Raw genomic sequence first — 15,083 nt, forward strand, 5'->3', positions numbered from 1 at the left:
ATCTATGACGCGCTTGAAATACAGGATATCCATATGGCTGATCATGTGCTGCACAGCAACCGGTTCTTTGCAGGCACAGCAGAATGTGCAGTTCAGTCAATATGTATTCAACGGACTCAGTGTAAATCCTGCCTATGCAGGTTATAAGGGAGACTGGTACCTCAATACCATTTACCGGCATCAATGGGTAGGGATCCCTGGCGCTCCGCGCACAGGCGCCATCTCTGTAGACGGGCTCACCAATGCAAAAGATGACAAGGTGGGCGTAGGGTTACAGGTGATGTTTGATAAACTTGGGCCGCAGGAAGCACTGTCTGCCTATGCTTCCTACTCTTACCGCATTCCATTGGATGATGCAGATACCAGGCGTTTATGCATTGGTTTAGGTGCTGGCATCACGCAGTATTCGATAGATGGGAAGGCGCTGACCTATGTAGACGATCTGGATGAAGCCATCCCTGCCGGCAAAACATCCGTACGTATTCCGGATGCACGTTTTGGTGTGTATTACTACACGTCTTCTTTTTATGCAGGTGTTTCCGTGATGGACCTTTTCTCTTTGTATACAGACAATAGTAAATATTACTGGAACGGTTACAGTTATAAGGTGATCAAAAAAACACAACACATGTACCTCACCACAGGTTTCCTGTGGAAGCTGTCTGAACACCTGCAATTAAAACCATCCCTGTTAGTGAAAGAAGATTTCAAGGGGCCTACCAATGTAGACCTCAATGCTTTCCTGCTGATAGAGGATAAGATCTGGCTGGGTGCCTCCTACCGTACAGGCATGCGTTTATGGAATAAACCACAACTGGAAAAGGGCCTTGATCCTATTGATGCTGCCAGTTTTATGGTGGAGTATTATGCAGGAGAACGTTTCCGTTTTGGTTATGCCTATGATCTTACGATCAATAAAATGGCCAGCCAGCAACAGGGCTCACATGAGATCTCCATCGGCGTATTTTTCACGAATCGTAACAACCGTTTGCGGGTGAGCAGTCCGCGTTATTTCTAATTGTAAAAGCGAACTATGTTCTTGAGACGCAGCATTATCATTGTATTTATTGTATGGGGTGCATCTGCGAATGCGCAGGAACAACGTTCCCTGCAACAGCGGGCGGATGCGCATTTTCAACGTGCGGAATATGCACCCGCAGCTGCATTATATGAAGTGATCGTACGGAAGGAACCATCTGCAGCGATCATGGAAAAGCTGGCCACTTCTTACAGGGCCGTCAATAAATATGAAGCCGCCGCAGGATGGTATGAAAAACTATTACAACAGCCCGGTGCGGCAACCATCAATAAAAAATACTATGGAGATATGCTGAAAAGCATGGGGCAATATGAAGCCGCTAAAGTACAATACGCTTCAGACCCTGCTGCAAAAACACTGATAGCCGGTTGTGATTCTGCATTGATCTGGTTGCAAAACCCGGTACCCTTGCAATGGCAGGACCTTACTGCCCTCAATACGCCCAATAGTGATTGGGGAACGGTGAAGTATGGAGATAAAATTGTTTTTGTATCAGACCGGGGAATGAATAAACGCACGTATAAACGCAACAAACATCCTTTTCTTAAATTGTATACAGCAGCACCCAATGGCGCGTATGTAAGTTCTTTCAGTTATGCCATGGACCATTTCCCCTATCATTCAGGCCCGGTATGTTTTTCAAAGAACCAGGATACGGCATGGCTCACCGTTACGCATCCATGGAAAGTGAATTTTGAAAAAGCAGAACGCCCTGCTGTATATGGCAACCGCAGGCTTGAATTACTCACCTATGTAAGAAAAGGTGCTACCTGGACTTTGCTGGCTCCCTTTCCCTATAATAATGTGGCTGCTTTCTCATTAGGCCATGCGGCTATCAGTAATGATGGTAATACACTTTATTATACATCAGACCAGCCGGGTGGTATTGGGCAAACAGACATCTGGTATAGTACCCGGATGGGAGATGGAAGCTGGTCTGCACCCATCAACTGTGGCCCGCAGATCAATACAACGGAAGCAGAAGAATTTCCGGTAATAGCGAGTGATGGTACTTTATATTTTTCCAGTAAAGGGCATGCAGGAATGGGAGGGTTTGATGTGTTTGCTGCAAAGGGTTTAGGTAAAGAATGGGGTACGCTGGTGAATATGCGTTTCCCTGTAAACTCCTCCGCAGATGATTTTTCTTTCATGATAGATGAACAATCCCGCGGGTATTTATCTTCTAACCGCAAAGGAGGGATGGGTGATGATGATATCTATGCTTTCAAAATGGAAGTGAGCAGTACGCCATGGCAACAACCAGTTAAAAAAGTACAGATCCTTGCTGTAACAGTAATTCCACCGACGGATGCCATTACATTGATCAAACAACCATCTAAAGAAAGGCAATGGACAGGAACCAATTATCTCGTATTAGACAGTGGCAGCAAGTATACCGTAGAAGCATATAAGGGAAACCAGAAAGCGTTGCCGGTGGAAGTACCAGCTTCTGATGACGATACCATTCATGTAACGCTTTACTTAAATGATGAAGAGCTGGCCATTTATTACGACTACAATAAAAGTTTCATCCGCACAGATGCAGCTGCCATATTAGATAAGCTGGTAATAATGCTTAATGAAAACCCAACTACTACCGTATTACTCACGGCACATACAGATGCAAGGGGCAGTGATGATTATAATATGGCCTTATCCCGCCAGCGGGCAGAGAAAGCAAAAGAATACCTGCTGCAAAAAGGTATTCCCGCCGGCAGGATCACCACTAATTTCCAGGGAAAAAGAGTCCTTAGCGAACATTGTGCCCCTTGTGAGGAAGCCCAACATCAACGCAATCGGAGAACAAATATCCAAATTATCAAAAAATAATGCGCTCATAATCAATGCATAGCGAAATTATTATACTGGTATTTGGTTTATAACATAAACTACTTTACTTTTGGTTCACAAACCTAATCTAACTATATGTTTAAGTTATTCCCAACCCTGATCTTCTTCACCTGCATTCCCCTGCTGTTGCAAGCCCAGTCGACAATAAGCGGTAAGGTAACAGATGCAAAAAAGAGACCGCTTGCCGGCGTGAACATCAGCATCAAAGGTTCTTATGATGGAACTACCAGTGCTAAAGACGGCACCTTTTCCTTTTCCAGTACTGCTAATGGAGAAAGGATCATCACAGCCAGCCTCACCGGTTATCAGTCCCTTGAAATAAAAGCAGAGCTGGGCACGGCACAACAGTTTATCCTGGTATTAAAAGAAACGGTGAACCAGTTAAACATGGTCACCATCTCGGCAGGGAGTTTTGAAGCCAGCGATGAAAAGAAGAACACTGTATTGAAACCGCTGGATATTGTAACTACTGCCGGTGCCAATGCAGATATCGTAAGTGCCTTGAAAACATTACCCGGCGCACAACAGGTAGGAGAGAAGGAAGGTCTTTTTGTAAGAGGTGGCACCGGTTACGAAACGCAAACTTTTATTGACGGGATGATGGTGCGGAATGCATTTTTCAGCGGTATGCCGGATTTTGCGGCACGCGGCAGGTTCTCCCCATTCCTCTTTAAAGGCACCACTTTCAGCAGTGGCGGTTATTCCGCACAATACGGACAGGGCTTATCTTCTGCGCTGGTATTGGAATCCACTGATCTACCGGAGCGTTCTTCTTATTCCTTAGGTATCGGTAGCGTAGGTCCCAGCGTTGGTGTGGACATTCTGACGAAGGACAAAAAGAAAGCCTACGGTTTTGAAGCAGATTACTTCAATCTCTCTCCTTATTACAAACTGATGCCTCAGAAGCAGGACCCTACCATTGCCCCACAGGGCACAAATGGTTCTGCTAACTATCGTTTAAAAACATCCAAGACGGGTATGCTGAAGATCTTTGTTACCGGCAGCTACCAGCGTTTTGGATTTGAAGGAGAGAGTTTGGAGTACCCCGGTTTTAAAGAAGCATTTGAACTGGAAAGTTTCAATGTGTACACGAACATCAACTACAAAGAAAACCTGGGCAAGGGCTGGCGTATGAACCTCGGTACTTCTTACAGCACCAATCGGGACAGGATCTATATGGACACGATCAATAAAGTACCTGCGCCCACCCGCATCAAAGCACGGCAGGACCTCAGCCAGGTAAGGCTGATGTTCACAAAGGGATTGGGGAAATTCTCCGTACTCCGTATTGGTAGTGAGTATCAGTATGGCGATGAACGTTCCCGCTTTAATGAATTTGATGCAAATTATGTGGATGGCTATACAGCAGGTTTCGTGGAGAGTGATGTGTATTTTACACCGCGCTTTGTAGGCCGGTTTGGAGCAAGATATGAGTACACTTCTATACTGGCGAAAGCAAGTATTGCACCGCGGGCATCACTGGCCTACAAGCTGGATAATAAAAGCCAGGTAGCATTTGCTTACGGGGATTTTTATCAGAAGCCGGAACCGCAATACCTGCGCTTTACACATGAGTTGGGGTTCATGAAAGCCACGCATTACATTGCCAGTTACCAGCGCCTCGCACAATTCTACACCTTCCGTGCAGAGGTTTTTTATAAGAAGTATCACGATCTCCTGAAAACCACACCGGATTATAATAACAATGGTACGGGTTATGCTAAAGGACTGGAGATCTTTTGGAGAGACAGGAAGTCCATTAAAAATGCAGATTACTGGATCTCTTATTCTTACCTGGATACCAAACGGGATTACCTGAACTATCCATTTGAAGTGCAGCCAGATTTTGCCGCCAAACATACGGCTACACTGGTGTACAAACATTACATCCCATCCACCCAACTGAACCTGGGTGCAACGTATACATTTGCCACCGGCAGGCCTTATTACAATCCCAATCGCCCGGAAAGTGAATTCATGAAAGATCGTACGAGGTCTTTGAATACACTCAGCATGAATGTGAACTACCTTACTTCCATCGGAAAAGCATTTACCGTATTCGTATTCACCATGACCAATGTACTGGGGAATGACCAGGAGTATGGATTCCGTTATTCTTCGGACAAGTTGCGCCGTAATATGGTGGGGCCTATGGCACCGCGGTTCTTTTACCTGGGCATGTTCATGAGCTTTGGTATTGACCGCCGCCAGGAACAAATAGACAGACAATAATTCATCTTCTTAAAATCTACAATCATATGAAACAAATCCTTTTTTCTCTTTTAATGGTTACCGGGATCACATTTGCCGCCCAGGCCCAGAGTGAACAATACCAGCAAGCCATGAATCAGCAGGTAGCCCTGCTGGACAGTGCCAGCTATTTTACACAGGGCGGCACGCAGCAGCTGGCCAATACATTTGAACGGATCGCTGAAGCGGAAAAAACGCAATGGCTGCCGTATTATTATGCAGCTTACTGCCGCGTAAATGAGGCTTTTCTTACAACAGATAAAAGTAAAGTAGACGAAATAACGGATAAGGCTCAACTGAATATTGAAAAAGCATCCGCATTGAAAGGAAAGGATTCAGAGATCAGTTGTATATTGTCCCTTATCGCATCCGCCCGCATAGGCGTGGATCCGATGACCCGCGGTATGAAATACGGTATGGAATCCGGTCAGCACCTGGAAGAGGCCAAAAAGCTGAACCCGGAGAATCCAAGGGTGCCCATGCTGGAAGGCCAGGCCTTACTGTATACACCGGAAGCTTTTGGCGGCAGCAAATCAAAAGCAAAAGAAAAATTTGAAGAGGCCCTGTTAAAATTCGCAGCGGATAAACCAGGAGATAAGATCACACCGCATTGGGGTGAAGCTTATACAAAGATGCTCATGACGGAGCTCAGCAAATAAATTATTACAGCATACAGGCGGGTGGTCCTTGCCTGTATGCTGATTCCATCTTTTACACGCAACTGAACTAAATGGACTTTAAAGAATTGGATCCGGTGTTACATTCCCAGCTACGGCTGGCGGTGATGTCTGTATTGATCAGCGAACAGGAAGCAGAATTTACGCATCTGAAAGAAAAAACAAATGCTACGGCAGGCAACCTGAGCGTGCAGATCAATAAATTAAAAGATGTGGAATATATTGAAGTACACAAGCAATTCAAGGATAATTATCCGCAAACGATCTGTAAGATCACACCCAAAGGAGTGAAAGCATTTCAGGGATATGTAAAGTCTATACAATCCTATTTGCATACCGGTAAAAAGTAACGTCACTGTTACATCAATGCAGCGTAAACCCCTATCTTCATTATCTTAAAGACACAGATAATGGAACTTGTTGACCATACCCTGAAAGTGGCTCCTACGGCCGCTCTTGTGCTATACCATGCACGCTCGTTATATGAAAGTGGCCCAGCAAAAGCCTACTACTCCCATATTGATTTCAGTGATATTCAATCGCTTTCCGAAAAGATGGAAGCATCGTATAAAGACCTCGGCTATACGGTAATGTGCCGCAAGCGTTTTATCCGTTATTTGCTGGAACAGAATTTATCGGAAGATGCTCCGGTACAGGTGTGTATTTTGGGAGCAGGCCTTGATCCGATCTCTTTTCATCTGCTGGAAGAATATGATAATGCCGTCACGCATATTTTTGAAGTGGATATGGACCATATGGATATGAAAGCGCAACTTTTTGAGCGTTTGCTGCCGGGCAATAAAAAAGTGGATTTTATTCAGGCGGATATCACAGATACCCTGCATTTGCTGGATCGCCTCCGCGATGCGGGGTATTCTTCTGAATTGCCTGCGCTGGTGATTTTGGAAGGAGTGGTGCCTTATATTCCCGATGAACAGTTCCTCAATATCATGCAGTTGTTCAGGACCCCGAATAAAACGAACCTGGTATTGATGGATTACATACTCCCGGAAGAGTATCTGCCGGATAGTGCTTTGCCGGCTTACTTTGCTATAAAGAAAGGCCTTGAATCTTTTACCGGATGCAGCCTATCTGCTTATGCCCGCCAGCAGGTATTTAACATGGTAGCCATTTTACACGGAGATGTTGCCAGCGTTGATTCCATGCAGGACGTGGAATTCAAGCTCAATGGCCGGAATGAGGTGTATTATGAAGATGGAGAAGGTTTAATTGAAATGATATCGTTCTACATCTGAGTTACAGACCTTCTGATGCCAGTTCTGATTTCTTCAGCGGATTGCGGGTTGCTTCCGCATAATCTTCCCTTTGCATAATGATGTCAATGCAGGTGTATACTGCCTGCCTGAAAGAGGCTTCGTCCGCCGTATTCTTACCGGCAATGTCAAATGCAGTACCGTGATCAGGAGAGGTGCGTACAATAGGAAGGCCTGCGGTGAAGTTGATCCCTTCTCCGGTGGCTAAAGATTTGAAAGGGATCAGGCCCTGGTCGTGATACATGGCCAGTACGCCATCGAACTTCCTGAACATTTCCCTTGCAAAGAAGGCATCTGCGCTGTAAGGGCCAAAACAAAGCAGGCCATTGTGTTTGGCTTGTTTGATGGCAGGGCCGATGTGTTTGATCTCTTCGTCGCCAATGAGACCTTCATCTCCGGCATGGGGGTTGAGGCCTAATACAGCAATACGGGGTTTATCTATTCCAAAATCCTTGATCAGGCTGTCCTTCATGATGTTCAGCTTGCTCAGGATATTTTCTTTCGTAACATATTTTGCGATCTCGGAAACGGGCACATGTTCCGTGAGCAGGCCCACGCGCATGTTCTCTGCCGTCATGAACATCAGTACATCCTTGCTCTGGAAAGCATCCTGGAGGTAAGGCGTGTGACCGGTGAAATTGAAATCTGCACTTTGAATGTTCTTTTTATGGATAGGCGCTGTTACCAGGCCATCGATATCTTTATTTTTCAGGCATTCAATGGCCACTGCCAGGGAACGGGCGGCATACTTGCCACCAGTTTCGTTCAGGATGCCGGGAGTGATCTGCACTTCTTCTTCCCAGCAGTTGAAAACGCTCACCTGCTTTGGATTGAGACGGGAAAAATCTTTAATGCTCTGGTAATTGAAGTTGTTTTCGTTGAGGAGCTTCCGGTAGAAGTTCACCGTTTTGTTGGAAGCAAATATTACAGGCGTACATAGTTCCAGCATGCGCGGATCAGCGAAGGTCTTAATGATGATCTCAGTTCCAATGCTGTTAAGATCTCCAACGGAGATCCCGATCACGGGCCGGTTTATTTGTGCGGAGGCTGTTGTACTCATGCGTTTTCCTTGTAAGAATATTCCAACAAATATACATGGAATTGTTGACAGATTAGGAGCGAGGCGGCCAAACTCGGTAGTATTCCTTAATTTTGCGGGATGTATACGCTAAAAAAATCACTGGGTCAGCATTTCCTTAAAGATGAGATCATCTGTAAACAGATCGTAGGATCGCTGCCTGTGGAAAAGGGTATGCAGGTTTTGGAAGTAGGGCCGGGGGCAGGTGCTATAACCAAATACCTCCTGGAGATCCCGGATATTCACTTCAAAGCCGTGGAACTGGATGCAGAAAAAGTGGAGTACCTGGAGAAAACATTTCCGGCCATCCGGGGCAAACTGGTACTGGATAGTTTCCTGGAAACACCGGTTCCTTTTGAAGGCCAGTTCTCCGTGATCGGGAATTTCCCTTATAATATTTCCACACAGATCATGTTCCGGGTGCTGGACTGGAGAGCACAAGTACCCAGTGTGGTGGGCATGTTCCAGAAAGAAGTGGCGGTAAGGATAGCAGCAAAAGAAGGAAACAAGGACTATGGGATACTGAGCGTATTCCTGCAACGGTTCTATGATATAGAATTCCTCTTTGAAGTACATGAAGATGCTTTTAATCCTCCGCCGAAAGTAAAATCAGGTGTGATCCGCCTTACCAGGCTGGAAAATCCGCTGGCTGTGAAGAGTGAAAAGAAGTTCACCCTGCTGGTGAAAACAGCATTTGGCCAGCGCCGTAAACAACTGCGCAATCCGCTGAAGGGATTTTTTGATAAGGAATATTTAAAGGAACCAATATTTACAAAAAGGGCAGAAGAGCTCACTGTAGCAGACTTCGTAGGCCTTTGCGAACACATGTTATGAGCCAGAAAGTTTTAATTACCGCCAAAGTACATGAGTACCTGATCAATCAGCTGGAAGCAAAAGGATACACCGTGAATTACCAGCCCTCCATTACTTACGATGGAGTGATGCAGGAGATCCATGATGTGAAAGGGATGATCGTTACCACCCGTATCAAAGTAGATAAGGCCATGATAGACCGTGCGGCAGAACTCTTATGGATAGGGCGTTTGGGCTCCGGTATGGAATTGATAGACGTGCCTTATGCAGAAAGCAAAGGCATTCATTGCGCCAGCAGTCCGGAAGGAAATATGGATACGGTGGGCGAGCAGGCGGTAGGTATGCTTATCATGCTCATGCATAACCTGCTCCGCAGTAACCTGCAATTGCGCGAAGGGATTTGGGAGAGAGATGGTAACAGAGCCTGGGAGTTAGGCGGTAAAACGATCGGCATTATTGGTTATGGCCACACCGGCAGTTCATTTGCCCGTAAGCTGCGTGGGTTTGATATGCGCATCCTGGCTTACGATAAATATAAAAAAGGGTACGGTAATGACTTCGTGGAAGAGGCGGACATGGAAACTATATTCCGGGAAGCAGATGTGGTGAGTTTTCACCTGCCGCTGACAGAAGAAACCCGGCATCTGGGGAACGCAACATTCTTCGGCTCATTTACAAAACCGGTGTATGTAATGAATACTTCCCGCGGAAAAGTGGTGAACACTGCGCACCTGGTGCTGGCACTGGAAGCAGGTATAATTGGAGGCGCCTGCCTGGATGTACTGGAGAATGAAAAACTCGAAACCTTCAATGCAGAAGAGAAAGCACAATTCCAATATTTACTGCAAAATGACCGCGTGATCCTCAGTCCGCATATAGCTGGTTATTCCCATGAAGCCAGTATAAAAATGGCGCAAATTGTACTTAAAAAGCTAAACGTTTAGCCCCTCTGTATTAGGGATTTTTATATGTGAAAGGGGCTAGGGATCGGAATAAATTTTAGTTATATTTGCAATAATCACTACTTAATGACGTCTTTGCGCAAGCGGGGGCGTTAATTTTTTTTTCTAATAACTAAATCATAAGGTTATGTCAGGCGTAAATTATGTAACCAAGGTAACCCTTGATTCAATGAGGGATGAACTTACGCAGCTTAAAACAAAAGGCCGCTCAGAGATTGCCAAGGCTATTTCCGAGGCACGTGAAAAAGGGGATCTGAAAGAGAATGCAGAATACGATGCCGCAAAGGAAGCGCAAGGCATGCATGAAGCCAAGATCGCTGTCCTGGAAAATGCTATTGCTACTGCAAGGATCGTGGAAGCGGATTCTATTGATACATCCAAAGTATCTGTACTCTGCAAAGTAACGATCACCAACATGGCGAATAAAAAAACAATTACCTATCAGCTGGTGTCAGAATCTGAAGCAGATCTGAAACTGGGTAAGATCTCTGTAACTTCCCCTATCGGAAAAGGATTGCTGGGTAAGAAAGTAGGAGAGGAAGCGAGTATCATTGCGCCTAACGGCAACAACATGAAATTCAAGGTAGAAGAGATCACGATCTAAGTAAACGAAATTTATAAGCATGAAGGCCTTCCGATGAGACCGGGAGGCCTTTTTTAACTCAACCCGTTATGACCATCTTTTCAAAGATCATCAAAGGAGAAATTCCTGGTTACCGCATTGCTGAGAATGACAGGTTCTATGCTTTCCTGGATGTTTTCCCCTTAGTGAAAGGGCATACCCTGATCGTGCCTAAAGTAGAGACAGATAAATTTTTTGATGTGGCGGACGATCTCCTGGCGGAGTGGCTGTTGTTTGCAAAACCTATTGCCAGGGCGATAGAAAAAGCCATCCCCTGCAATCGTGTAGGATTGAGCGTGGTAGGGCTCGAGGTACCACATGCGCATATGCACCTGGTGCCCATCAACTCTGCTGATGACCTTAATTTTACCCGTTCCAAACTGAAGTTATCTCCGGAAGAATTCAGGGAAGTACAGGAAAAGATCCTGGCTCAATTATAATGTTGATACATAGAACTTGAAGCCGATCCCGTGGAGTGTTTCGAGTTTTACTTCTTTATCGTCACTGAAGTGTTTTCTGATCTTGGTGATAAAAACATCCATGCTTCTGCCGAGGAAATAATCATCTTTTCCCCAAACGTGGTATAGGATCTCTTCGCGTTTAAGCGTTTTGTTTGCGTTTTCGCAAAAGAATTTCAATAGGTCTGCTTCCTTTTGTGTCAGAGAGGCTTTCAATTTGCCGCTCTTGTCTGTCAGCTTGAGTTCTCCATAATCAAAGGTAGTTTTACCTACCGCAAACGTAGTCCGTTTATCTGCATTGAGCGGACGGGTACGTTTCAGGAAAACTTCAATACGGAGTAATAATTCCTGCATGCTGAAAGGCTTGGTAACATAGTCGTCTGCACCATGTTTGAATCCGCTGATCTTGTCCTCATCCAGTGACTTGGAGGTAAGGAACAGTATAGGGATCAAGTCGTTCCGCTGCCTGATCTGCTTAGCCAGTTCGAAGCCGTTTTTCTTAGGCATAACAACATCCAGCAGGCATATATCATACAGGCTTTTCTGAAACGTTTTCCAGGCTATTTCGCCATCTGAACAGTGGGTCACCTCGTATCCGGATTCTTCCAACCGCTTTTTGGTAATTGCACCCAGGTTATAATCATCCTCCACTAGTAATATTCTAGCCTTCGTATCCATCTACGAAAAATATTAGGGGTGATAAAAGAGATAAACAATCATTATTTAACATGTGTAACATTCACTTAATACGTGTTCTTTAAGTGACTCAGCCATAATTTAGTTCAAAATAAGTACATTTTCCCAATTAACAAACAGCAGCTATGCTCTATTTGTTCAAAAGGTTAGCTAACCCTTTGATACTCTTTCAGGGTGTTGCTGCAGGAATTTATCCCAACCCTTGGCTTTTCCGATGCCGGCGAGGGGATTATTTTCCTGAAAATGATGACAAACCGCCACTGCCAGCGCATCTGTAGCATCTAAGTACTCTGGTTGTTCCGTAAAGTGGAGAATCCTTTGTAACATCTGCCAAACCTGTTCCTTATTGGCATTACCGTTGCCGGTAATAGACTGCTTCACTTTTTTCGGGGAATATTCGGCTACCATTACCCCGGCCTGCATAGCTGTGGCAATAGCCACGCCCTGAGCCCGGCCCAATTTTAGCATACTCTGAACGTTCTTCCCAAAGAAAGGAGCTTCAATGGCACAACTGTCCGGCTTATGTTGCAGAATGAGTTCATTCATGCGATGGTGGATCTTCTGCAGCCTTTCATAGTGATCTTTCTTGGGGTTGAGCTTGAGTACATTCATTTCAATGATCTGAATTTTCTGGCCGGTAACGGCAATCAATCCATAACCCATGATAATAGTACCTGGATCAATGCCGAGAATTATTTTAGTGTTGTTTGCCAAGCGAAAGTTATTTTTGCCAAAATCCGTACGTCTGAACAAAAGTACCAAATTAATACTCAATTACGTGTTGGGCGCTGCCCTCTTCATCTGGTTAACCTTTGCACTGTATCAGCAGATCATGCATCAGCCAGATCTTCCTGCCGCTTGGAAGCACATGAAAGAGTCCTTAGTACAGAAAGGTGTTTTCCTTTTATTACTGGTGCTGGTGCTCATGTTCGCCAACTGGGGGCTGGAAGCCCGAAAGTGGCAATTATTAGTGCAGCCATTGGAAGAAGTGCCCTTTCACAGGGCCTTTGGGGCTATCCTGAGCGGGGTATCCTTATCGGTGAACACCCCCAACCGGATGGGTGAATATGGAGGCCGCATCCTCTATCTGAATAACCGTAACAAGCTGAAAGCCATTGCTGCCACCATCGTGGGCAGCTTTTCACAGTTGATCACCACCATCGTGTTCGGCATGATCGGGCTGATCTTCTATATTAATAATTACGCCATGAACGAAGGGGACCATCAGTTTGTTCCCCATTTCAAGGAAAAATTATTGTTAGCAATTCTTCCGGTGATCATAGTATTGGTGTTAATGCTCTATTTTCGGTTACGGATCATCGTAGTTATATTTGAAAAGATACCCTGGCTACGAAAAGTGAAGGTGTTTATCCAGATCATAGCCCGTTATTCACCCAAAGAACTGGAGAAGCTTTTACTCCTGAGTGCCATACGGTACGTGGTTTTTACGGCACAATATTTGATTTTATTATATGCGTTGGGTGTGACATTTGTGTGGTGGCAAGGGTTCTTTATGATCAATGTTATCTACCTTGTAATGGCCATGGTACCCACTATAGCCATCGCAGAAATAGGCATCCGCGGAAAAGTGAGCGTGAGCTTCCTGGGGCTGTTAAGCGCTAATGCGGCCGGAATTCTTGCTGCAACAGTAGCCATCTGGCTGATTAACCTGGTATTACCCGCTGTAATGGGCAGCATTTTGCTGCTGGGCGTAAAAATTTTCAAGGATAAATAGCGATTGATCGATGAAGTATTTTTTAATGTTACTTATCGGGTTAACCCTTTCTGAACGCTCTCATGCGCAGGATAACTTCTGCGGGACAAAAAACACCAGCTTTAAAGCCGGCGAATCCCTCACCCTGAAAGTATTCTACAACCTCGGCAGTATGTTCGTAGGGGCCGGCGAAGCCACTTTTAACACTAAACAAGAAAAGTATAACGGCAAAGAAGCTTATCATGTGACAGCGGAAGGCCGTACTTATCGTACGTACGACTGGATCTTTAAAGTGCGGGACAAATATGAAACTTATATGGATACCGCCACCATGTTACCTATCCGTTTTATCCGGAATGTGAATGAAGGCGGATATAAGATCTATAATAATGTAGGCTTTAATCGTGAAGCAGCCAGCGCCACCAGTACTAACGGTACTTTTAAAGTACCTCCCTGCATCCAGGACGTGATCAGCGCTATTTACTACGCCCGCAATATCGATTTCTCCAAATACAAACCCGGCGATAAGATCCCTTTCAGCATGTTCCTGGACGATGAAGTGTATGAGATCTATGTGCGTTATATAGGGAAAGAAGAGGTGGATACCCGTTACGGTAAATTCCGTGCCATCAAGTTCAAACCCTTGCTGATAAAGGGTAACACATTTAAGGGTGGGGAAGATATGACCGTTTGGGTGAGTGATGATGCTAATAAGATCCCGCTTCGTATAGACAGCCCCATTTCTGTAGGAAGCATCAAAGTGGATATGATCGGTTATGCCAACCTCCGTCACGAACTGACCTCTCTGGTGAAGAAAAGATAAGTTATATTTGTTTTAGCCTAAAAGCTTTTAATTATGGAAGAACGCAAACCTAAGATACTGTTGGCGGAAGACGATACCAACCTTGGCATGGTACTGAAGAACTACCTGGAGCTGAACGATTATGAGGTGGAACTTTGCAGGGATGGCATTCTGGCCCTTGCTGCTTTCAGGAGAGAGAAATTTGATATATGCCTGCTGGATATCATGATGCCCAATATGGATGGGTTTAAACTGGCCGAAGAGATCCGGGACGTTGATCCGGATATTCCACTCTTCTTCCTGTCTGCCAAAACCATGAAAGAGGACATTATCCAGGGTTATAAACTGGGCGCGGATGATTACATCTCCAAACCTTTCGACAGTGAATTACTTTTACTCAAAATAAAAGCCATCCTGAAACGCAACCAGGAGCTGAACAGTAAAGAAGAAGAAACTTTCGAGTTCAGCATTGGCTCTTACGCCTTCAATTCCCGCCTCCGTACGCTGCAGAAAGATGGTGCTGATTCGCACACGCTTTCTCCTAAAGAGAATGAACTGCTGCATATGCTTTGCGAACATAAGAATGACCTGTTACCAAGAGAAGTGGCTTTGAAGAAGATCTGGGGCAGCGATACTTATTTCAACGGCAGGAGCATGGATGTGTATATTGCGAAACTGAGGAAGTATCTGAAAGAAGATACGAATATCGAGATCGTGAATATCCATGGGAATGGGTTCCGGTTGGTGGTGAAGGATTAGGAGATCTTTTTATTAAAAGAAACGCTCGTTGAGAAAGACCTTTTCATCAGAAAAATAATAAAAAGCGTCCCGCAGGGAATAATCTTTT

The 15,083-nt window shown here is 45.0% G+C and carries 16 protein-coding genes; 13 read left to right on the forward strand and 3 right to left on the reverse strand.

Annotated features, from left to right (window positions below):
• The first annotated feature begins 4 nt into the window (after positions 1–4).
• The 6 genes from GFS24_RS21805 (at position 5) to GFS24_RS21830 (ending at position 7,073) form a co-directional block, all read left to right on the forward strand.
• Entirely contained in the window at positions 5–1,018 is a 1,014-nt protein-coding gene (locus GFS24_RS21805) for a type IX secretion system membrane protein PorP/SprF (protein ID WP_153663225.1), read from the forward strand.
• A 15-nt stretch (positions 1,019–1,033) separates the two neighbouring features.
• The gene (locus tag GFS24_RS21810; RefSeq protein ID WP_153663227.1) at positions 1,034–2,869 is read left to right on the forward strand and encodes an OmpA family protein; all 1,836 of its coding nucleotides are present in this window, start codon (positions 1,034–1,036) and stop codon (positions 2,867–2,869) included.
• Between the two features lie 96 nt (positions 2,870–2,965).
• Positions 2,966–5,122 (forward strand): TonB-dependent receptor, encoded by a 2,157-nt coding sequence (locus GFS24_RS21815; RefSeq protein ID WP_153663229.1) that lies wholly within the window; start codon positions 2,966–2,968, stop codon positions 5,120–5,122.
• A 26-nt stretch (positions 5,123–5,148) separates the two neighbouring features.
• Positions 5,149–5,799 carry a hypothetical protein gene (locus tag GFS24_RS21820; protein ID WP_153663231.1) on the forward strand — a complete coding sequence of 217 codons (651 nt, stop codon included), beginning with the start codon at positions 5,149–5,151 and terminating at the stop codon, positions 5,797–5,799.
• Between the two features lie 71 nt (positions 5,800–5,870).
• Positions 5,871–6,167, forward strand: coding sequence for a transcriptional regulator (locus tag GFS24_RS21825; RefSeq protein WP_153663233.1), 297 nt, complete (start codon positions 5,871–5,873; stop codon positions 6,165–6,167).
• A gap of 60 nt (positions 6,168–6,227) precedes the next feature.
• Positions 6,228–7,073, forward strand: a complete 846-nt coding sequence (locus tag GFS24_RS21830; RefSeq protein WP_153663235.1) for a class I SAM-dependent methyltransferase — start codon at positions 6,228–6,230, stop codon at positions 7,071–7,073.
• A gap of 1 nt (position 7,074) precedes the next feature.
• On the opposite strand, the gene pdxA is transcribed toward GFS24_RS21830, so the two are convergent.
• Entirely contained in the window at positions 7,075–8,151 is a 1,077-nt protein-coding gene (pdxA, locus tag GFS24_RS21835; RefSeq protein WP_153663237.1) for a 4-hydroxythreonine-4-phosphate dehydrogenase PdxA, read from the reverse strand.
• Positions 8,152–8,250: 99 nt separating this feature from the next.
• On the opposite strand from pdxA, the gene rsmA reads away from it, so the two are divergent.
• From rsmA to GFS24_RS21855, 4 genes are all read left to right on the forward strand, one after another.
• Positions 8,251–9,003 (forward strand): 16S rRNA (adenine(1518)-N(6)/adenine(1519)-N(6))-dimethyltransferase RsmA, encoded by a 753-nt coding sequence (gene rsmA, locus GFS24_RS21840; protein WP_153663239.1) that lies wholly within the window; start codon positions 8,251–8,253, stop codon positions 9,001–9,003.
• Positions 9,000–9,926, forward strand: coding sequence for an NAD(P)-dependent oxidoreductase (locus tag GFS24_RS21845; RefSeq protein ID WP_153663241.1), 927 nt, complete (start codon positions 9,000–9,002; stop codon positions 9,924–9,926). Before rsmA ends, GFS24_RS21845 begins: the two co-directional genes overlap by 4 nt.
• A gap of 145 nt (positions 9,927–10,071) precedes the next feature.
• Complete coding sequence (gene greA / locus GFS24_RS21850) at positions 10,072–10,548, forward strand: transcription elongation factor GreA (RefSeq protein ID WP_153663243.1); 477 nt, start codon at positions 10,072–10,074, stop codon at positions 10,546–10,548.
• Positions 10,549–10,616: 68 nt separating this feature from the next.
• Entirely contained in the window at positions 10,617–11,006 is a 390-nt protein-coding gene (locus GFS24_RS21855) for an HIT family protein (RefSeq protein ID WP_153663245.1), read from the forward strand.
• On the opposite strand, the gene GFS24_RS21860 is transcribed toward GFS24_RS21855, so the two are convergent.
• Positions 11,001–11,702, reverse strand: coding sequence for a response regulator transcription factor (locus GFS24_RS21860; protein WP_074240929.1), 702 nt, complete (start codon positions 11,700–11,702; stop codon positions 11,001–11,003). The two genes, GFS24_RS21855 and GFS24_RS21860, sit on opposite strands and share 6 nt — an antisense overlap.
• Before the next feature lie 168 nt (positions 11,703–11,870).
• Positions 11,871–12,434, reverse strand: coding sequence for a crossover junction endodeoxyribonuclease RuvC (gene ruvC / locus GFS24_RS21865; protein WP_153663247.1), 564 nt, complete (start codon positions 12,432–12,434; stop codon positions 11,871–11,873).
• Positions 12,435–12,447: 13 nt separating this feature from the next.
• Between ruvC and GFS24_RS21870 the strand changes: the two genes are divergently transcribed.
• The 3 genes from GFS24_RS21870 to GFS24_RS21880 are packed head-to-tail and all read left to right on the forward strand — an operon-like array spanning position 12,448 to position 14,995.
• Positions 12,448–13,455 (forward strand): lysylphosphatidylglycerol synthase domain-containing protein, encoded by a 1,008-nt coding sequence (locus GFS24_RS21870; RefSeq protein ID WP_173003155.1) that lies wholly within the window; start codon positions 12,448–12,450, stop codon positions 13,453–13,455.
• Between the two features lie 10 nt (positions 13,456–13,465).
• On the forward strand, positions 13,466–14,257 hold the full coding sequence (locus tag GFS24_RS21875) for a DUF3108 domain-containing protein (protein WP_153663251.1): 792 nt from the start codon (positions 13,466–13,468) through the stop codon (positions 14,255–14,257).
• Between the two features lie 33 nt (positions 14,258–14,290).
• Positions 14,291–14,995 carry a response regulator transcription factor gene (locus GFS24_RS21880; protein WP_153663253.1) on the forward strand — a complete coding sequence of 235 codons (705 nt, stop codon included), beginning with the start codon at positions 14,291–14,293 and terminating at the stop codon, positions 14,993–14,995.
• The last annotated feature ends 88 nt before the right edge of the window (positions 14,996–15,083 follow it).

Origin of the sequence: Chitinophaga sp. SYP-B3965, assembly GCF_009647655.1 — a bacterium.
Taxonomy (GTDB): Bacteria; Bacteroidota; Bacteroidia; order Chitinophagales; family Chitinophagaceae; genus Chitinophaga.